Source organism: Pseudoduganella chitinolytica, from assembly GCF_029028125.1.
Taxonomy (GTDB): Bacteria; Pseudomonadota; Gammaproteobacteria; order Burkholderiales; family Burkholderiaceae_D; genus Rugamonas; species Rugamonas chitinolytica.
Genome location: NZ_CP119083.1, coordinates 4,489,402 through 4,508,956 on the forward strand (window position 1 = coordinate 4,489,402; position 19,555 = coordinate 4,508,956).

The 19,555-nt window shown below is 65.3% G+C and carries 17 protein-coding genes; 4 read left to right on the plus strand and 13 right to left on the minus strand.

Features of this window, described 5'->3' with window-relative positions; genetic code table 11:
* Positions 1-21: 21 nt before the first annotated feature.
* From PX653_RS19930 to PX653_RS19940, 3 genes are all read right to left on the minus strand, one after another.
* On the minus strand, positions 22-639 hold the full coding sequence (locus PX653_RS19930) for a glutathione S-transferase family protein (protein WP_277414475.1): 618 nt from the start codon (positions 637-639) through the stop codon (positions 22-24).
* 65 nt (positions 640-704) lie between these two features.
* The gene (locus PX653_RS19935; protein WP_277414476.1) at positions 705-1,397 is read right to left on the minus strand and encodes a helix-turn-helix transcriptional regulator; all 693 of its coding nucleotides are present in this window, start codon (positions 1,395-1,397) and stop codon (positions 705-707) included.
* Positions 1,398-1,454: 57 nt separating this feature from the next.
* A complete protein-coding gene (locus tag PX653_RS19940) occupies positions 1,455-2,243 on the minus strand; it encodes an FRG domain-containing protein (protein ID WP_277414477.1) in 789 nt (262 codons plus the stop codon).
* Positions 2,244-2,414: 171 nt separating this feature from the next.
* Here PX653_RS19940 and gntR point away from each other — a divergent pair, with 171 nt between their 5' ends.
* Complete coding sequence (gntR, locus tag PX653_RS19945) at positions 2,415-3,443, plus strand: HTH-type transcriptional regulator GntR (protein WP_277414478.1); 1,029 nt, start codon at positions 2,415-2,417, stop codon at positions 3,441-3,443.
* Positions 3,444-3,596: 153 nt separating this feature from the next.
* Positions 3,597-4,112, plus strand: a complete 516-nt coding sequence (locus tag PX653_RS19950) for a gluconokinase (protein WP_277414479.1) — start codon at positions 3,597-3,599, stop codon at positions 4,110-4,112.
* 143 nt (positions 4,113-4,255) lie between these two features.
* Here the strand turns inward: PX653_RS19950 and PX653_RS19955 are convergent, their stop codons facing one another.
* The 10 genes from PX653_RS19955 to queA all read right to left on the minus strand — a co-directional run bounded on the left by PX653_RS19955 (position 4,256) and on the right by queA (position 16,906).
* Positions 4,256-6,619 (minus strand): GH36-type glycosyl hydrolase domain-containing protein, encoded by a 2,364-nt coding sequence (locus PX653_RS19955; RefSeq protein WP_277414480.1) that lies wholly within the window; start codon positions 6,617-6,619, stop codon positions 4,256-4,258.
* A gap of 11 nt (positions 6,620-6,630) precedes the next feature.
* A complete protein-coding gene (locus tag PX653_RS19960; protein ID WP_277414481.1) occupies positions 6,631-8,004 on the minus strand; it encodes an MFS transporter in 1,374 nt (457 codons plus the stop codon).
* 274 nt (positions 8,005-8,278) lie between these two features.
* Positions 8,279-9,247 carry an IS1595 family transposase gene (locus PX653_RS19965; RefSeq protein ID WP_277414482.1) on the minus strand — a complete coding sequence of 323 codons (969 nt, stop codon included), beginning with the start codon at positions 9,245-9,247 and terminating at the stop codon, positions 8,279-8,281.
* A gap of 128 nt (positions 9,248-9,375) precedes the next feature.
* Positions 9,376-10,398: a protein translocase subunit SecF gene (secF, locus tag PX653_RS19970; RefSeq protein ID WP_277414483.1), complete on the minus strand. Its 1,023-nt coding sequence runs from the start codon at positions 10,396-10,398 to the stop codon at positions 9,376-9,378.
* A gap of 21 nt (positions 10,399-10,419) precedes the next feature.
* On the minus strand, positions 10,420-12,279 hold the full coding sequence (gene secD / locus PX653_RS19975) for a protein translocase subunit SecD (protein WP_277414484.1): 1,860 nt from the start codon (positions 12,277-12,279) through the stop codon (positions 10,420-10,422).
* Between the two features lie 66 nt (positions 12,280-12,345).
* On the minus strand, positions 12,346-12,678 hold the full coding sequence (gene yajC / locus PX653_RS19980; protein WP_277414485.1) for a preprotein translocase subunit YajC: 333 nt from the start codon (positions 12,676-12,678) through the stop codon (positions 12,346-12,348).
* 180 nt (positions 12,679-12,858) lie between these two features.
* Positions 12,859-13,998, minus strand: a complete 1,140-nt coding sequence (gene tgt, locus PX653_RS19985) for a tRNA guanosine(34) transglycosylase Tgt (RefSeq protein ID WP_277414486.1) — start codon at positions 13,996-13,998, stop codon at positions 12,859-12,861.
* 13 nt (positions 13,999-14,011) lie between these two features.
* Positions 14,012-14,608 (minus strand): DUF4276 family protein, encoded by a 597-nt coding sequence (locus PX653_RS19990; protein ID WP_277418616.1) that lies wholly within the window; start codon positions 14,606-14,608, stop codon positions 14,012-14,014.
* Positions 14,608-15,807, minus strand: a complete 1,200-nt coding sequence (locus tag PX653_RS19995) for an AAA family ATPase (protein WP_277414487.1) — start codon at positions 15,805-15,807, stop codon at positions 14,608-14,610. The genes PX653_RS19990 and PX653_RS19995 overlap by 1 nt, the downstream gene beginning before the upstream one ends.
* 73 nt (positions 15,808-15,880) lie before the next feature.
* Positions 15,881-16,906: a tRNA preQ1(34) S-adenosylmethionine ribosyltransferase-isomerase QueA gene (queA, locus tag PX653_RS20000; RefSeq protein WP_277414488.1), complete on the minus strand. Its 1,026-nt coding sequence runs from the start codon at positions 16,904-16,906 to the stop codon at positions 15,881-15,883.
* 78 nt (positions 16,907-16,984) lie between these two features.
* Between queA and recG the strand changes: the two genes are divergently transcribed.
* Entirely contained in the window at positions 16,985-19,057 is a 2,073-nt protein-coding gene (gene recG / locus PX653_RS20005; RefSeq protein ID WP_277414489.1) for an ATP-dependent DNA helicase RecG, read from the plus strand.
* A gap of 121 nt (positions 19,058-19,178) precedes the next feature.
* A complete protein-coding gene (locus PX653_RS20010; protein ID WP_277414490.1) occupies positions 19,179-19,553 on the plus strand; it encodes a BlaI/MecI/CopY family transcriptional regulator in 375 nt (124 codons plus the stop codon).
* The last annotated feature ends 2 nt before the right edge of the window (positions 19,554-19,555 follow it).

Sequence of the window (19,555 nt, forward strand, 5' to 3'; positions counted from 1 at the left end):
AAGCGATCCGACCTGGCAGCATTACCAGGCGACGTCCGTCTCTTGCCAGGGTTCGAGCGCCTGCACCCGGCCAAGCCACGCAACGATGCGGGGATACCGCGCCAGCGGCACGTGGGCCCGTTCGACATACATCAACGATGCCGCGATCGCATAGTCGGCCAGCGTGACGTCATGGCCCACCAGCCAGGTGCGGCGCGACAGGTGATCCTCCAGCAGTTGCGCCAGCGGCGCCAGTTCCCGCTCGGCCCGTGCCAGCTCGGCCGGATCGGCGCCCGCCCCCATCACCAGCTTTTTCCACACGTTCTCCCACGTGAAGACGCTCAGCGCGGGCGAAAAATGCTGGCAGGTCCAGAACAGCCAGCGGTTGACATCCGCACGGTCCCGTACGTTCTGCGGATACAGCGTCTGCCCGGGCGTGCGGTCGGCCAGGTACTGCATGATCGCGCACGATTCCCACAGCACGAAGCCGGCGTCTTCCAGCACCGGAATCTTGCTGTTCGGGTTCAGCTCCTCCAGGCGCTGGCGGTCGGCCGGGTCCAGCAGGTCGATGTCGACCAGTTCCAGTTCGGTGCCGAGATGGCGGGCCGTCAGCAGCACGCGGCGCACGCTGGAGGACCTGGGGTGGTAATACAGGCGCATCGTGGTTCCCTTTTTATGATTGTTGTCGATGTGACCATCGTAGCGGGAGCGACTGTCAGTTTTTGTCAGGAGTCTTCCTGGATTCCGTGCTCGCTGCGCCAGCGATCGATCAGTTGCTGGCGCGGGACCGGGTAGCGCTCGGCCAGGGTGGCGGCGGCGCTGATGCGGTCGATGCGGAAGTGGCGTTGCGCATCGCGCAGTTCGCACCACGCGGCCAGCAGCCGCCGCCCTTCGAAGAACGCCAGCGCGAACGGCCAGACGATGCGCTCGGTGGCCTGGCCTGCTTCGTCGCTGTAGTGGATGCGCAGCTTGTGCTGGTGGCGGATCGCTTCGCGCGCCGGCTGCACGAACCGGTCGCTGGCCGCCTGCGGCACGCCGATCGGCACCCACAGGCTGGTGTCGGCCATGCGATCGCGCAGGTCCTTCGGCGACGCGGTGGCGATCTTCGCCAGCGCCGCGCTGGCCGCTCGGGCCAGCGCCGGATCGCCCTGCCGCCGTACCCAGCGCGCGCCCAGCACGAGCGCTTCCAGTTCGTCGGCGCCGAACATCAGCGGCGGCAGGAAAAAGCCCGTCTTCATCAGGTAGCCCACGCCGGCCGAGCCTTCGATGGGTGCACCCAGTTCAGCCAACGCCTGGATGTCGCGGTAGATCGTCCGTTCCGAAACGCCCAGTTGTTCCGCCAGCGCCGCGGCCGTGACGGGGCGGCGGTTGGCGCGCAACGCGTCCATCAGCTGGAACAGCCGGCCGGCTCGGCTCATAGGGGTGTCTCCTTGTCAGAACGACAGCTTAGCATGCGCCGGCCTGCCGGTGACGGGTCAGCCCTGCCCGCCCAGGCGATGGCCGGGCCACGTGATTTCCAGCTCGTAGCCGATCGACCGGGCCAGGCCGTCCAGGTCCGGGAACAGCGTGGCGTGGGTGATGTTCATGCGGTACAGCGCCAGCATCGCGTCGGCGCGCAGGGCCGGCGGCAGCACGAACTTGCGCATCAGTGCGGCACCGCCCCCATACTGGCCGATGATGGCGTCGAGCGGCTTGTCCAGCACCCCCGGCACGACAAAGGTGCCCGACTGCGCCACCAGGCGCCGGTCCATCGCCTCCGGCTCGCCCACCCACAGGATGTCCTGGTCGTTGGGGGCGAAGTAGCGCTCGAAATTGCCGGGCACGCGCGGATCGATGGCCTCGCGCCGCAAGGCCGCGTCATGGCGCGGCGCCGCACGCCACAGCGTCGGCGTGTCGAGGGCGAAGACGGCCGCGCTGCGGTTGGTATTGTTCAAGGCGAAAAACGCGGCGACGAACGGCGACTTGGTGAAGTCGAGCATGCGCGTCGGCGCGCCATGGTGCTGCATCAGCGCCAGGCAGCGGATGTCGTCGACCAGCACATGCGGGTCGGGCAGGTAGATGTGCGCCTTGCGCCGGAAGATGCGCAAGGCGCGCTCCTCGCGCTGGCGCCAGGAGGCCCGGTCGGGCACGAAGCTGTGCAGGTAACGCGAGAGTGAACTGAGAAGCTGCCAGTCGGCGTCCGGCAGTCCCCGAAAGGCCCAGCCGTCGCATTCGGACGTCAAGGTCACGAATTGTTCCCAGCTGTCGATGTGGACGATCTCCATGCACGGTCCCTGTTGTGATGACGCCGACGATGCTCCCACAGCCTGTGCACGAGCGTCAAATGCGCCATATTCATGTGCGCGGAGGGCTCGCTGCAGCAGTCAGCAATTGACAGTCCCACCGATTCGTGGCGAAATCCAGCCCTGATAACAATAACGACAACGTTAGCCACCATGAGCCGAAGCACTTCCACCAAAAGCCGCGCCAGCGGCCGCGTCACGCTGAGCGATGTCGCGCGCCTGGCCGGTGTCGCACCGATGACCGCGTCGCGGGCGATCAACCAGCCGGAGCTCGTGTCGTCCCTGCTGCGCCAGCGCGTCGAACAGGCCGTGCAGGAACTGGGCTACGTGCCGAACCGCGCCGCCCGGGCGCTGGCGTCGGCGCAGTCGAACGTGATCGTCGTGCTGGTGCCGTCGCTGTCGAACACCGTGTTCACGGCCGTGCTGCAGGGCATCCAGGACGTGCTCGATGCCGACAACTACCAGGTCCTGATCGGCAACACCCGCTATTCCGACGCCGAGGAGGAAAAGCTCCTCAACATCTACATGCAGTCGAACCCGGACGGCATCCTGCTGTCCGGCCTGACGCACAGCCCGCGCGTGCGGCAGATGCTGGCCACGTCGAAGGTACCGGTCGTGTCGATGATGGACCTGTCGGACGATCCGGAGCAGCTGTGCGTGGGCTTCTCGCAGCTGGACGCGGGCGAGACGATGACGCGCTACCTGATCGACAAGGGCCGGCGCCGCATCGGTTTCATGGCCGCCCAGCTGGACGAGCGCACATTGAAGCGCTGCGAAGGCTACCGCAAGGCCATGCTCGACGCGGGCCTGGCGGACCCGCAACTGGAACTGATGGTGCCGGATCCGTCCACGATCGCGCTGGGCGCCGAGCTGCTGGGCCGCATGCTGGCCAAGGTGCCCGACTGCGACGCCATCTTCTGCTGCAACGACGACCTGGCCCATGGCGCCGTCTACCAGTGCCAGCGCCGCGGCATCGCGGTGCCGGAACGCCTGGCCATCTGCGGCTTCAACGACCTGCCCGCCTCGGCATGGATGAAGCCTTCGCTGACGACGGTGGGTACGCCGCGCTACCGCATCGGCTACGAGGCGGCGACCATGCTGCGCGCCGCCATTCGCGGCGAGATCCCATCGCAGACGCACTTGGACCTGGGCTTTACGTTGATGGCGCGCGAGAGCGCCTGACTACCCCCAGAGCAAGGACTGGGATGAGACCCGGCGGGTCTGGCCCCGGCTGTCGGTTCGGAGCGGCATGCTCGAGGCGGGCCCCAAATCGCTTGAAGAACGCCCCGGCTTGCGCTAGACTGGCTGCCAATGTTAGCGCTATCAGAGGTGAGGATGAACGAACGGATCGAGGACGCGCCGCAGCGCTGGGTCGTCATGGGAGTCAGCGGTTGCGGCAAGAGCTCCGTCGGCATCGCGCTGGCCGAGGCATTGGGCGCGCGGTTCGTCGAAGGCGACCGGTACCACTCGGCGGCCAACGTGGCCAAGATGGCTGCGGGCACCCCGCTGACGGACGACGACCGCGCGGAATGGCTGCTGAGCCTGCAAGCGGAGATCCGGGCGGCGGTGATGGCCGGCGTTGGCATCGTCGTCTCGTGCTCGGCCCTGAAGCGGCGCTACCGCGACCTGCTGCGCGCGGGCGACGCAGGGCTGCGCTTCGCCCACCTGGACGGCAGCCGCGCGTTGATCGCCGAACGGATGGCCGCGCGCCAGGGCCACTACATGCCGCTGTCGCTGCTGGACAGCCAGCTGGCCACGCTGGAGCCGCTGCAGGCCGACGAGGCCGGGCTGCGGCTCGCTATCGAGCAGGACGTGCCGGTGCTGGTGCAGGCGATCCTGGCGCGGCGATGACACCTTGGCTGCCACGAATTGGGGACAGCCTCCGATTTCGCGAATTGGGGACAGCCTCCGATTTCGCAATTGGAGGCTGTCCCCAATTTCTGGAGGCTGTCCCCAATTCGATCCTGGCCGGCGCTGCCGTGGCTCTCTACCCATCACGGTACGCCCACCTCCAGCCGGTAGCGCCGCCCCGCCTCGATGCCCGTCACGCGCGGCGCCGCCAGCAGTTCACCGTCGCAGCGCACTTCGACGCTCTCGCCACCGGTGCGCCGGATCGTCACGTCGAACGTCGCGCCACGGAACTGGCGCACGACGCGCATCCCCGGCCATGCCTGTGGCAGTTGCGGCGCGATGCGCAGGCCGTCCTCGTCGCCGACCAGGCCGCACAGGCCTTCGATGACGCAGCGGTACACCCACGACACCGTGCCGGTGTTGAACAGCTGGCTGGAGCGACCGGCCGTGCGCGGATATTCCTTCCAGGCGCCGCGATAGTAATTCGGGATAAAGATCGGCAGCTGGCCGCGCTGCAGGTAGTCCGCCTCGTCCGGCCCGGGGATCATCTGGCGCAGCAGGCCATAAGCACGCTCGCTTTCCGCGCTCGTGTACAGGCTGTAGATGTAGAACGCGGCGGCGTGGTTGTAGACGGCGCCGTTTTCCGCCGAGCCGGGATGCTTCTGGGTGACGCGGCCCACGTCGTCGCGCATTTTCGAATACGGCGGCGCGAACATCTGCACGCCGAACGGCGTATGCAATTGCTGCTCGATCTCCGCCAGCATCAGCGCGCGCTGCGTGGCGCTGGCCGCGCCGGACAGGATCGACCACGCCTGCGGATTGAGCCACAGGCGCCCTTCCGCATCGTCCTTGACGCCGAAGACCACGCCGTCGTCCGTGATGCCGCGGGCGAACCAGCGGCCGTCCCACAGGTAGTGATTGGCTGCCTCGTTCAGTTCGCGCACCCCGGCCCGGTAACGCGCCTCGCCTTCGGCATCGCCAACGTGCGCGCACATGTCGGCCCACAGGTTCAGCGCATACGCGGCCGCCACGGTCAGCCAGCCGGATACGCCCTTGCCCTTGTAGCCCACCATGTTCATCGGGTCGCACCAGTCGCCCTGGGCGATGAACGACAGGCCGCGCAGGTCGCGTTCCTTGAGCAGCCAGTCCATCGAGCGGCCGATGCGCCGGGCCACCGTCAGGCCGCTGCCGTCCGCCGCCGTGACGACCTCGCCCAGCAGCGCCCAGTCGGCCGTCTCGTCCAGGTAGGCCTTCAGGCACACGGGCAGCCAGACGCAGTGGTCCGTGTGCGGCACCTGGTTGATGTACTTCAGCTCTGCCCCTTCCACCAGCAGGATCCCGTCCGGCATCGCGCCCGTCGCCTCCTGCTGCGACAGCGCGTGCAGGAACGCGGCGCGCGCCGTGGCGGGACGCACGAACGTCATGCCCATATTGTCCTGCAGGTAGTTGCGCGTCTGCGGGTCCGTCGTCAGGCGGTTGACGTCGCCGTGGTAGTACACCTGGCGCGGCAGCCAGTGGTTGACGAAGTTGTCCAGTTCCGGATCCGGCGTTTCGACGGTGACGCAGCCCGCCCCTTGCGCGACGTAGTCCGCATACTCGGCACGGGTGCGGGCGAAGGCCGCCTCGCCCAGGTAACGCGCACGCATCGCCGCGATCTCGGCATCGTCGAACGCGGGACCGAACAGGAAGCGGTAGTCCTCCGCCGCGCCGGCAGCCAGCGCGACGCGGTACTGCACGACGGCCGCCGGCGTCTCGTAGCGGGCATCCCCGCCCGCCAGGGTGTCGGCCTGCAGTGCCGACGGCGCATGCAGGCCGCCCTCGCCCTCGAACGCTTCCTGCGCCGCTTCCCACGCATCCGGCGCGCGCTCGCACAGGAAATACGTCTTGTCCTTGAAGTCCTTCTGCTTGAAGTAGTCGGCCACCTTCTGGTACGGCGTGACGCAGCTGGCGACAACGCCCTGCAGGTCGGGCCGGTACTCGGCCGACTGGTTCATCCACGACATGTAGCCGATCGGGAAGTACGGACAGACGCTGAGCCGGCGCGCGCGGCCCGACAGGTTCGTCACCCGCAGCGACCACAGTTCGGCGACGTCGTCCACGGGCAGGCTCATGACCAGTTCCACGCGGATGCCATGGTGCTCGACCGTCCACGCCAGGTCGCTCTTCCCGGCCGAGAACACGAAGCGCTCCGGCGCCGCCCGCACCGGCTCGTGGGGTGCGGAAAACAGCTCGCCCGTGTCCTCGTCCTTGATATAGAAGAAGCGGCCCGGATGGTGCGCGTAATAGCCCTGCTCCGGCTGCATGAACGTCCTGGCTTCCAGGTTGGGCGCGTGCGCATATTTTGCCGGCTCCGGCTGCATGAACTGGGCGACGGCATAGCCGCGGCAGGTCACCTGGATCATCATGCGGCGGTTCCACAGGAAGCCCGCGGCACGCGGCATGGCCTTGGGCGACAGCAGTTCATAACGGTTGCCGCCGGCGGCGGGGCGTAGTACGGACGACGACATGAATTCTCCGGTCAGGCTTGGGGGAACAACGAGGTTTTACGGGCGGCCAGGTCGGCCTGGATGCCTTGCAGGCGCGCGCCGTCCAGCCGGTAGCAGCACATCACGGCAACGGCCAGCAGCGCGAACGCGGCGGGAATCAGCGACATCAACCAGACGATGCCGGCCTGCGAGCCGCTCGACTGCGTGGCGTTGGGCACGTAGCCCAGCGCCGTGAACAGCGCGCCGATGACGGCCACGGCCAGCGCGGTGCCCAGCTTCTGCGAGAACGTGGCCGCGGCAAACGTCATGGCGGTGGCGCGCCGGCCCGTGCGCCATTCCGTGTAGTCGGCCGTGTCGGCGTACATCGAGAAGGCCAGCGGCGACTTCGGTCCCAGCACCAGGCCCAGCGCCGCCTGCAGCACGAACATCAGGCCCACCTGGTCGGGCGGCACGGCAAAGAACGCGGCCGACAGCACAGCTGTCAGCGACATCAGCACGATCATCAGCATTTTCTTGTCGATGAAGCGCGTCATCAGCGGCGTGGCGGCCGCGCCGACGGCGGCGGCCATCATGTAGGTCGGCACGAAGCTGGCCATCAGTTCGGGCCGGCCCACGTAGTATTTGAAGTAGTACGCGGCCGTCGTCGTGCGCAAGGTGATCGTCACCATGATGATCAGCGCCAGGAAGAACAGCACCAGCCAGGGTCCGTTGCCGGCCAGGTCGCGCACGTCCTGCAGCACGTTCGAGCGCTGGCCCGGCGGGGGCGCGATGCGTTCGCGCGTGTTGGCGAACGAAAGGACGAACAGCAGCGACGCCGCGACGGCCCAGGCGCCCATTGTCAACTGCCAGCCCAGCTTGTCGTCGCCCGCGCCCAGCCACTGCACCAGCGCGGGCGTCGCGGCCGTCACCAGCGTGCTGCCGCCGAACGCGCAGATGAAGCGCAATCCGTTGATGGTGGAACGCTCCTGCGGATCGGCCGACATCACGCCGGACAGCGCGTTGTACGGGATGTTGATGGCCGTGTAGCACACCATCATCAGCAGGTAGCTGCCATAGGCCCAGGCCAGCTTGCCGTCGTGGTCCAGGTCGGGCGTGGTGTACGTCAGCACCGCCGCGGCGCCCAGCGGCAGCGCACCCCACACCAGGTAAGGACGGAACTTGCCGTAACGGGTCGTGGTGCGATCGGCCAGCGCGCCGATCAGCGGATCGGTAAAGGCGTTGACCAGCTTGATCGCAAACATCATCGACGCGGCGGCGGCGGCGCTGATGCCGAAGATATCGGTGTAGAAGAACAGCAGGAACGTCGCGATATTGGCCCAATAGAAATTGAAGCCCATGTCGGCGATGCCATAGCTGATGCGCTCGCGCCAGGAGAGTGCCTGCTGCCCTGCCAACGCCTCTGCCATCGGATCGACCTCGTCCCTGAAAAAAACCTGCACGGACGAGCCCCAGGCTCGTCCGCACAGCAAAAACAGACCGGGCAAGTGAAACCCGGCCCGCCCATCGGACCTGCGAAGCGCTGATGATAGCGCTAACAACACGCAATGAGTGTAATAACGGCTATATCCGAAGTCAACAAAAAAATGCTTGTTCGAGGTTGCAGAAAAACGGTGACAGTCACCCTTTTCTGCAAAAAAAATGGCGCTGTGCCCCGATCGTAGTGAAGTAGCCCATCGGTACTTAGATGACGTCGAGCATCAGCGCTACGCGCAGGAAATGCTTCGGTAGCGCAACACGGCCTGCGTCGAGCACGTGCCGCCAGCCCAGGTAGTTGGGCAGGTAGCGGCTGGCAACACCCAGGAAGTGCCGCAGCCAGCCCTTGAAGCGGCTATGGTGGCTGTTGACGGTCTGTACGTGGATGAGGCCATCGACGCGGATGCCCGCGTGCAGATTCACTGCCCCATGCGCGATACCCGCCGCGGTGGCGAACGCTTTATAGGCGACAGCGCTGTCGGTCGCCAGCAGGACGCCGGGTGCCAGTACCGGCGGCAGGCAAGTATGCAACTGCTGCGCCGTTACCGGCCCTCGCCCCGGCACGAAGTCGCACGCTTTGCCGCTACGGTTACAGGCAACCAGAATGCAATCATGCTCCTTGCCCGGTCCCCGATGGCTGGCGCTGCCGCCCCGTCGGCGGGCCGGACGGGTTAGGTGTCGCGATCCTTTTTGCGATTCCAGTAGGTAGGTTTCGTCCGCTTCCACGATGCCGTCGAGCGGCAGCGCCCGCGCATCTTTTGCCATCATGAGGAAGCGGTGGCGCCAGCGGAAGCTTGTGTTGCGGTGAATGCCGATGGCCTTGGCTGCGCCGCGCACCGTCATGGAGTGCAGCATGCACTGCAGGAACGGCAGCCATTTCTCGCGCAATCGGATGAACGCAAGGGGCGTTTTCGTCAGGACATTGAAGCTGGCGCCACACTGGCGACACCGGTAGCGCTGCAAGCCGCGGTAGACGCCGTGGCGATAGAGGCGGTCGCCCTCGCAATGAGGACAGTGGCGCAGTTTACTGCCGGCTTCCGCGAGGATCGCCAGGCACTCAGCCAGCGACGAACAGCGATCGAAGATGCTCCGTAGTTCGTCGGCCTGCTTGCCCGTCAGCTGCGTCAGCCATTGCAATACCTGGACCTGTGCGGCGTCGAATTGCTGTGCGTCCATGTCTCCTCCCCAAGCGTGATCTGCCTGATGGGTAAGACTGCGGCCGAGCTGGGAAGTTCATTACGACCGGGGCACAGCGCCAAAAAAATGCCGCCCGGAGGCGGCATTGCGGTGCAGGCGGTGGCGGGTCAGACGACCGCGCCGTCCGTCTCGTCCTTTTCCTTGACCGGCTTGATCAGGTCTTCGCGCTTCACGCCCAGCCACATGGCGACGGCCGCGGCCACGAATACCGACGAGTAGATACCGAACAGGATACCGATCGTCAGCGCGATGGCGAAGTAGTGCAGCGTCGGACCGCCCAGGAACAGCATCGACAGCACCATCATCTGCGTGCAGCCGTGCGTGATGATGGTACGGCTGATCGTGCTCGTGATCGCGTTGTCGATCACTTCGTGCACGCTCATCTTGCGCTGCTTGCGGAAGTTTTCGCGGATCCGGTCGAAGATGACGACCGATTCGTTGACGGAGTAACCCAGCACGGCCAGCACGGCCGCCAGCACCGTCAGCGAGAACTCCCACTGGAAGAACGCGAAGAAGCCCAGGATGATGACGACGTCGTGCAGGTTGGCGATGATCGCGGCCACGGCGAACTTCCACTCGAAGCGGATCGCCAGGTAGATCATCACGCCGACGACAACCATCACCAGTGCGTTCAGGCCGTTCTGCGCCAGCTCCTCGCCGACCTGCGGGCCGACGAATTCGACACGCTGCAGCGAGACCAGCTCCTTGTTGGCCGCGTCCAGGCAGGCCGTGCGGCTGACGTGTTCGCCCTGCGGCGTCGTCGTGTCGAAGTGACGCGTCGTACCTTTCTCGGCACGGCACAGCGCTTCGAACGCGTTGGCCGACGTCTTGTCCGAGCTCGTGCCCGGCGTGATCGGCAGGCGGATCATCACGTCGCTGGCGGTGCCGAAGCTCGACACCTCGGGATGCTCGTAGCCGGCGGCCGACAGCGACTGGCGCATGCCTTCCAGGTTGGCCGCGTGCGGGTACTTTACCTCCAGCACGGTGCCGCCCTTGAATTCGATCGACAGGTGCAGTCCGTTCTGGATCAGGAAGAACACGGCGGCCACGAACGTCAGCGCCGACACCACGTTGAAGATCAACGCGTGGCGCATGAACGGGATGTCTTTATGAATGCGGAAAAATTCCATGAAATCCTCTGGCTGTGATGGTTACTTGGCCTGACCGGGTACCCAGACGGTACCGATCGACAGCGACTGCAGTTTCTTCTTGCGGCCGTACCACAGGTTGACCACGCCACGCGACACGAAGACGGCGGAGAACATCGAGGTCAGGATACCCAGCGCGTGCACGATGGCGAACCCGCGCACGGCACCGGAACCGAACACCAGCAGCGCCAGCGCGACGATCAGCGTGGTCACGTTGGAGTCGAAGATGGTCGCCCAGGCGCGGTCGAAGCCGGCCGAGATGGCCGCCTGCGGCGACGCGCCGCCCCGCAATTCCTCGCGGATCCTCTCGTTGATCAGCACGTTGGCGTCAATCGCCATGCCCAGCGCCAGCGCGATTGCCGCGATACCCGGCAAGGTCAGCGTGGCCTGCATGACCGACAGGATCGCCACCAGCAGCAGCAGGTTCACGGCCAGCGCCAGCACGCTGAAGAAGCCGAACATCATGTAGTAGAGGATCATGAAGGCGGCGATGGCGGCGAAGCCGTACATCGTCGAGTGGAAGCCCTTCGAGATGTTCTCGGCACCCAGCTGCGGGCCCACCAGGCGTTCCTCGATGACCGTCATCGGCGCATACAGCGCGCCGGAGCGCAGCAGCAGGGCCAGCTCGGTCGAGTTCTCCATGCTGCCCATGCCGGTGATCTGGAACTGGCTGCCCAGCTCCTGCTGGATCGTCGCGACCGACAGCACTTCCGGCTTCTTGTTCTCGTACAGGACGATGGCCATCAGCTTGCCCACGTTGTCGCGGGTCGCTTCACGCATCTTGCGGCCGCCGTCGCCATTCAGGTCGATCGACACGGCCGGCTGCTGGTTCTGGTCCAGGCGCGCGTCCGCCGACGAGATGTAGTCGCCCGTCAGGATCACGTCCTTGTACAGCACGACCGGCACGTTCTTGCCGACCGTGAAGAGCTCGGAGTTGTACGGAATCGCCGCGGTCATCTCGGTGCCGCGCGTGACCGACTGGTCGACCAGGCGCACTTCCAGCGTGGCGGTACGGCCGATGATGGCCTTGGCGCGGGCGACGTCCTGCACGCCCGGCAGCTGCACGACGATGCGGTCGGCGCCCTGCTGCTGGATGATCGGTTCCGTCACGCCCAGTTCGTTGACGCGCTTGGCCAGGGTGGCGATGTTCTGCTTGACGCCGTTGTCCAGCGCCGCTTTCAGCGCGGCCGGCTTCATGCTGGCCGTCAGGATCAGGTCGGGACCGCTGGTGCTGTCCACCAGCGCCAGCTCGGCCATGTCCGTCAGCGCCTTGCGCGCGGCCTGGCGGGTCGCATCGTCGCGGAACTTGACGACGATGGAGTCGCCCACGCGTTCGATGCCGGCGTGGCGCACGTTCTTGTCGCGCAGTTGGGTGCGGATCGCGGCCTGGAAGCCCTGCACGCGCTTGACCAGCGCCGCCTTCGTGTCCACCTGCATCAGGAAGTGCACGCCGCCGCGCAGGTCGAGGCCGAGGTACATCGGCAGCGCGCCCAGCTTCTGCATCCACTTCGGCGTGTTGGCCAGCAGGTTGTTGGTGACGATATAGGTCGGGTCGGCCGGATCGGCGTTCAGGCCGCGCTCCAGGGCCAGCTTGGCCTTGAACTGGGTGTCGGTATCGGTGAAGCGGGCGCGCACGGAGTGGCTGGCGCCTTCGTCCAGCGTCACTTCGCTGGCGGGCAGGTTCTGCGCCTTCAGCACCTCGGTCACGCGGGTGGCGACCGTGCTGTCGATCTTAACGGTGGATTTGCCGCTGGTGATCTGCAGGGCGGGCGATTCGCCGAAGTAGTTCGGCGCCGTGTACAGTGCACCCAGCAGCACGACCACGGCGATGACGATGTATTTCCAGACAGGATAGCGGTTCATATTCTTCAGCGTTCTAGTAAAGCGGCGTCGATACGCAAACGGGCGGCCAGGCCGCCCGCACGTGTCTTACAGACCCTTCAGCGTGCCTTTCGGCAGCAGGGTCGTGACCGAAGGCTTCTGCACGACGATTTCCGTGCCGGCCGCGACTTCGATCGTCACGTAGATGTCCGTCACCTTGGACACCTTGCCGAGAATGCCGCCTGCCGTCACGACTTCGTCGCCCTTGGCCAGTGCGTCCATCATGGCCTTCTGTTCCTTGGCGCGTTTCTGCTGGGGACGGATCATCAGGAAGTACATGACCACGAACATCAGGATCAGCGGCACGAAGGTCGACAGATTGCCCATCAGCGAAGCGTCGGCGGCGCCGGCGGTTTGAGCATAAGCGTTGGAAATGAACACGGGTGACTCCAATATAGTTAAAAAATGCAGCGCTGTATTCTAGCACCGGCCAAAGGCCATCAGATTGGGCCCGTGGCGGAATTTGCAAGTAGTGTGCAATCCGCCACGGCCGCCCCAAAACCCGGGACAGACCGCTGTTTTGAGGAAAATTGCCTGGAAACCCGGGTCTGTCCCGGGTTTCTAGACGCCGCGCGCGCGGTCGGCGTGGAACTGCTTGACCCAGTCGGGGAAGCGGTCTTCGTCCAGCGCCTCGCGCATCTGGCGCATGATGTCCAGGTAGTAGTGCAGGTTGTGGATCGTGTTCAGGCGCGCGCCCAGGATTTCCGTCGCGCGGTGCAGGTGGTGCAGGTAGGCGCGGCTGAAGTTGCGGCAGGCGTAGCACGAGCAGGTCGGGTCGAGCGGCTCCTTGTCGTCCTTGTAGCGGGCGTTCTTGATCTTGATGTCGCCGAAGCGGGTGAAGATCCAGCCGTTGCGGGCGTTCCGGGTCGGCATCACGCAGTCGAACATGTCGACGCCGTTCGAGACGCCGGCCACCAGGTCTTCCGGCGTGCCCACGCCCATCAGGTAGTGCGGCTTGTTGGCCGGCAGGCGCGGGCCGACGTGCTCCAGCACGCGCAGCATGTCTTCCTTCGGCTCGCCCACGGAAAGGCCGCCGATGGCGAGACCAGGGAAGTCGATCTGCTCCAGCCCTTCCAGCGATTCGTCGCGCAGCGACTCGAACATGCCGCCCTGGACGATGCCGAACAGCGCGTTCGGGTTCTCGCCCGCCTTGAATTCGTTCATCGAGCGCTGGGCCCAGCGCAGCGACATGCGCATCGATTTCGCCGCCTCGTCCAACGTCGCCGGACGGCCATTGATCTCGTATGGCGTGCACTCGTCGAACTGCATGACGATGTCCGAGTTCAGCACGCGCTGGATCTGCATCGAGATCTCGGGCGACAGGAACAGCTTGTCGCCGTTGATGGGCGAGTTGAAATGCACGCCCTCTTCCGTGATCTTGCGCATCTCCCCCAGCGAAAACACCTGGAAGCCGCCGGAGTCGGTCAGGATCGGCTTGTCCCAGCCCATGAAGCCGTGCAGGCCGCCGAACTTGGACATGACGTCGTTCCCGGGGCGCAGCCACAGGTGGAACGTATTGCCGAGGATGATCTGGGCGCCGATTTCCTTCAGCTCGAGCGGCGACATCGCCTTGACGGAGCCATACGTCCCGACCGGCATGAAGATCGGCGTCTCGACGGTGCCGTGGTTCAGTTTGAGCGTGCCGCGGCGCGCCTTCGTGAGACCGGTCGTGTCGGTCTTGTGCAGTGTAAATTCCAGCATTGTTACTCTTTACTCAAGGGTGCTTCAAGTGTTGATGTTGGGTTTTCCAGTCGCTGCACAGCTTTCGGAACGAGCGACTGGTGTGGTGAGCCTGCTCAAGATTCATCGCCGCCGACAATGCCGGCTGGTCGATCACCTCATGGTAGGCGCCGGCGGGAACGTGCTTGCTGATCCATTGCTTGGCGCCGCGAATACGATCGGCTTCAGGCACGAGCGTAGGACAGACGAAGCCCCGCTTGCCATCGAGTGACTGTGCGGACGCGACAAACCAGGCCTCGTATTCGCGATTGGCCAGAACGACGGATATCCGGTGATTCGGCAAGACGGCGGCTGCCCTGGCCTGCAAACTTTCGCGCAGGGCGACAGGGCAATCGTCATCAGCATCAAGCAGGATCAATATCCACCCAGGCGCTTGGCAAAGATGGCCAGCAATGCGCAATTGCTTCTCGAATATCTCCGGCCGGTTCAGGAACTGATCGCGCCGTACTCTAATAGGACGGGCGATATGCGTGTACTGGCCGGGTGTCAGCCATTGCGACAGTCGGCGCAGCAGTACAGGGAGCGCCTCGACCTCCCCATCGCCTTCGACAATGGACACGACGTTAATCATCACTTCGTTTCGCCAAAGAGATCGATTTGCCGGGCCGGGGCGGCGGAGACGACCGGCTCGGGATTCAATTGGTTCAGACGCAGCAATTCTCCAGCCGAACATAGATGGTCGCGCATAGCTGCACGCGAGCCCTCCCCGAGTGGCGCAATGCGCGTGACGCCCTCTTCCGAAGCGACCACCAGCAAAGCATCGGGAGAGATATTTGTATCGTCCAGCAAATCAGGGCTGTGACTGGTCACGATGATTTGTGTCCGTTCCGCCGCGCGCGTCAAAGCCTCACGCAACGCCGCGGATGCCCCCGGGTGCAGCGCCGTTTCCGGTTCTTCGATGCCGATCAGCGACGGCGAGTGGTCGCTGTTGCCCTGAAAGAGCGCGGTCAATATGCCAAGCGCTCGAAGGGTGCCGTCGGACATGTTCTGCGCGAGAAAACGCCAGGGATTTTTTGCTCCTGCCATGTCCTGCTTGAACGAAAGCGATTCCATCGGTCCAACGGCCTCGCGTTCGACACCGTGCACCATCGGCACCACAGCGTGCAAGTAATCTTCAATGATCCGAAGTGCCGGCGGATTGGTTCTCGCCAAGTGGCCGACGACACTGGCAATGTTCTCCCCAGCAGGTTTGAGAAGCCGGCCATCCTGCGGTTTCTGGAGCTCCCTGATGAGCTTTGGATTCAGGTTGTAGAAGCCCATCCCTGTCAGAGCATCATAGGCCGGACGAAAGGCTGCCAGGCCGGACGCACTAACAAGCGCAAGCCGGTCAGCGGTAACGGCCGGGAACGCTGCCTCACTCGATGACGTCACGCGGCCGCGCTCCAACGCAAAGTATGGGCCGTGGCCCACGCCCCCAATGCAGCATTCTTCCTTCTGTACTTCGTATCCGCCGCTCGGCAACGCCCCAACGGTAAACGCGTAATAGCAGTCCTCGCCACTCGGCAGGAAAAACTCGAGCCGGATACCGAAATGCGTCGGGTGTCCGCTCGATCGGCGTCGCACCTCCGACAAACCACCCCGCTCGTTCATCGCATTGTCGAGGGAACCGCTCAGGGCATCACTGACTAGATGTAAGGCATCGAGGAAATTGCTCTTCCCGGAGCCATTCGCGCCAACCAAGTAGGTGAGTGGCGACAGCCTTACGTCACAGTTGGCGATGCTCTTGTAGTTACGCAGACTGACGCGTTTCAGGAATATCGACGGCTTCATTAGTTCCCACCCTGTGCTTGGTTGAGTTGAATGCAAACCATTGTACCCGCGCGTTGCGTCATCGATCGGGCGCTCAAACGCGATTCGGGGTCGTCAGCAGCATGGCGTCGCCATAGCTGAAGAAGCGGTATTCGTGGGCGATCGCGTGCGCGTAGGCGGCGCGGATCTCGTCGTAGCCGGCAAAGGCCGACACCAGCATCAGCAGCGTCGACTTGGGCAGGTGGAAATTGGTGATCAGGCGCGTGACGGTCTTGAACAGGTAGCCCGGCGTGATGAACAGGGCCGTGTCGGCGCTGCCGGCGACCAGTTCGCCCGACTGCGAGGCCGACTCCAGCGCGCGCAGGCTGGTGGTGCCGACGGCGATGACATCGCGCCCGGCCGCACGCGTGGCGCGCACCGCGTCCACCGTTTCCTGCGGCATCGTGTACCACTCCGTGTGCATATTGTGCTCGGCCAGGTTCTCGGTGCGCACGGGCTGGAACGTGCCGGCGCCCACGTGCAAGGTGACGTAGGCAAACCGCACGCCCTTGTCCTTCAGCTTCTGCAGCAGCGCTTCATCGAAGTGCAGGCCGGCCGTGGGCGCGGCGACAGCGCCCGGCACCTTGTTGAACACGGTCTGGTAGCGGGTCTCGTCGACTTCGCCCGGCGCGTGCTCGATGTACGGCGGCAGCGGCAGGCGGCCGTACTGCTCGATCAGGTCGAACACGTCGGATTCGAATGCGAGCGTATAGAACTCGCCGGCGCGTTCACCGACGGTCACGTCGAACGCGTCGGCCAGGCGGATCTTCACGCCCGGGCCGGGCGACTTCGACGCGCGCACTTGCGCCAGCACGGTGCGGGTGTCCAGCACGCGCTCGACCAGCACCTCGACCTTGCCGCCGCTGTCCTTGACGCCGAAGAAGCGCGCCTTCAGCACGCGGGTATCGTTCATCACCAGCAGGTCGCCCGGCTGCAGCAAATCGAGGATGTCGGTGAACTGGCGATCGGCCAGGCGCGCGCCGTCCACGTGCAGCAGGCGCGAGGCACTGCGGTCCGGCAGAGGAAATTGAGCAATTCGCTCGGGCGGCAAGTTAAAATCGAAGTCGGATAACGAATACATGTCGTGATAGCAGGCGGAGCATCTGAAAACCAAAAGGCAACCCTCTATTTTACGCTACTGCCCAAAAATCGCGCAAAAATGGCTGAAACGAAGCAAAGCAAGCCCGCAGTGAAGAAAGCGGCGACAGCCGAAAGCAAACTGGCCAGGCTGGGCCTGCGCACCGACATGGACCTGGTGCTGCACCTGCCGATGCGCTACGAGGACGAGACCCAGGTCATCCCCATCCGCGAAGCGTGCCTGCGGGGCGGCCACACGTCGCAGGTGGAAGGCGTCGTCACGTCGAACGAAATCACGTACAAACCGCGACGCCAGTTCATCGTCCACATCGCCGACGAGACCGGCGAGCTGCAACTGCGCTTCATGAATTTCTACGGCAGCCAGGTCAAGCAACTGGCCGAAGGCACGCGCGTGCGCGCGCGCGGCGAACTGAAGCACGGCTTCTTCGGCGCCGAGATGGTCCATCCCACGTACAAGGTCGTCAACGAAGGGGCGCCGCTGCCCACGTCGCTGACGCCCGTCTACCATTCCGGCGAAGGGCTGTCGCAGACGGTGCTGCGGCGCGCGATCGCCGAGGCGATGAGGCGGGTCGACTGGACCGACACGCTGCCCGACGAGCTGCGCGAGCGCCTGCACCTGCAGCCGTTCGCGCCCGCCATCCGCCTGCTGCACTACCCGCCGCAGGACATCGACGAGCACGCGCTGGAGGACCGCAGCCACCCCGCGTGGACGCGCATGAAGTTCGACGAGCTGCTGGCCCAGCAGCTGTCGCTGAAACGCGCGCAGCAGTCGCGTCGGCTGAAAGGCGCGGCGCCGCTGGCGGCGGTCGGCTCCCTGTCGGCCGCGTTCCAGGCCGCGCTGCCGTTCCAGTTGACGGCAGCGCAAGCGCGGGTGCTGGAGGAGATCCGCGCCGACCTGCGCCAACCGTACCCCATGCAGCGGCTGCTGCAGGGCGACGTCGGCAGCGGCAAGACCGTCGTCGCGGCGCTGGCGGCGGCGCAGGCCATCGACAGCGGCTTCCAGGCCGCGCTGATGGCGCCCACCGAGATCCTGGCCGAGCAGCACTTTCGCAAGATCGCCGCGTGGCTCGCGCCGCTGGGCGTGGAAGTGGCATGGCTGACGGGCAGCCTGAAAAAGAAGGACAAGCAGGCGGCCGTCGAGCGCGTCGAATCGGGCGCCGCGCGCCTCGTGATCGGGACCCATGCGCTGATCCAGGACACGGTGCAGTTCGACCGCCTGGGCCTCGTCATCGTCGACGAGCAGCACCGCTTCGGTGTCGGCCAGCGCCTCACCTTGCGCAACAAGGGTGCGGAAGGGCTGGTGCCGCACCAGTTGATGATGTCGGCCACGCCGATCCCGCGCACCCTGGCGATGACGTATTACGCCGACCTGGAGGTGTCCATCATCGACGAGCTGCCGCCCGGCCGCACGCCCATCGTCACGCGCGTGATCGACCAGAACCGGCGCGACGAGGTCATCGAACGCGTGCACGCCGCGGCGCTGGAAGGCCGGCAAGTCTACTGGGTCTGCCCGCTGATCGAGGAATCGGAAGCGCTGCAGCTGCAGACGGCGACGGAGACGTACGAAACGCTGGCGGGGGCCCTGCCCGACCTGCAGGTGGGCCTGGTGCACGGCCGCCTCAAGCCCGCCGAGAAACAGGTCGTCATGGATGCGTTTACCGCCGGCGACGTGCACGTGCTGGTGGCCACCACCGTCATCGAGGTGGGCGTGGACGTGCCCAATGCGTCGCTGATGGTGATCGAGCATGCCGAGCGCTTCGGCCTGTCGCAGCTGCACCAGCTGCGCGGCCGTGTCGGCCGGGGCTCGGCGGCCAGCGTCTGCCTGCTGCTGTACCAAAGCCCGCTGGGCCCCATCGCCAAGCAGCGGCTGATGACGATGCGCGAAACGACGGACGGCTTCGAGATCGCCCGGCGCGACCTGGAGATCCGCGGCCCTGGCGAATTCCTCGGCGCGCGCCAGTCCGGCCAGGCCATGCTGCGCTTTGCCGACCTGGAGACGGACGGCTGGCTGGTGGACAAGGCGCGCGACGTGGCCCACGCGCTGCTGCACGACGAGCTGCCCGGCAGCGCCGCCATCGTGGCGGCGCACCTGGAGCGCTGGCTGGGCGGGCGCGAGGAGTTCCTGAAGGTGTGATCGGCCGGGTTGTCTTGTCCCGGAACGTGATGCATTTCGCCTCTGCGACAAATGGCGCACAAAACCGTTGATAGCATGCGACACATGTCGTATGATTGCGTCAACTGTCACAGGAGGTCCCATGTCCATCCCATCCGTTACCGAACTCACGCTGCTGAAGTGCCTGTGGCGGCAGCAGCCGCTGTCCGCCCGCGAACTGCACGAGCAGGCCGAAGACGAGCTGCAGTGGTCGTACTCGTCCACGCGCAAGACGCTCGACCGCATGCTGGACAAGGGCATGGTCGCCATCGACGTGGTGCATGGCGTGAATGTCTATCGCGCGGTGCTGGACAAGGTGGAGACGCTGGCGGCCTTCGCGCACGACTTCGGGTGCCGCGTGATGGAAATGGACGCGCCGCTGCCCGTCAATATGTTTACCGGCTCCAAGCTCGTCAACGATACCGAACTGGCCGAGCTGGAACAGCTGCTGCACGACTGGCCCGCGGACAAGGAGTAAGC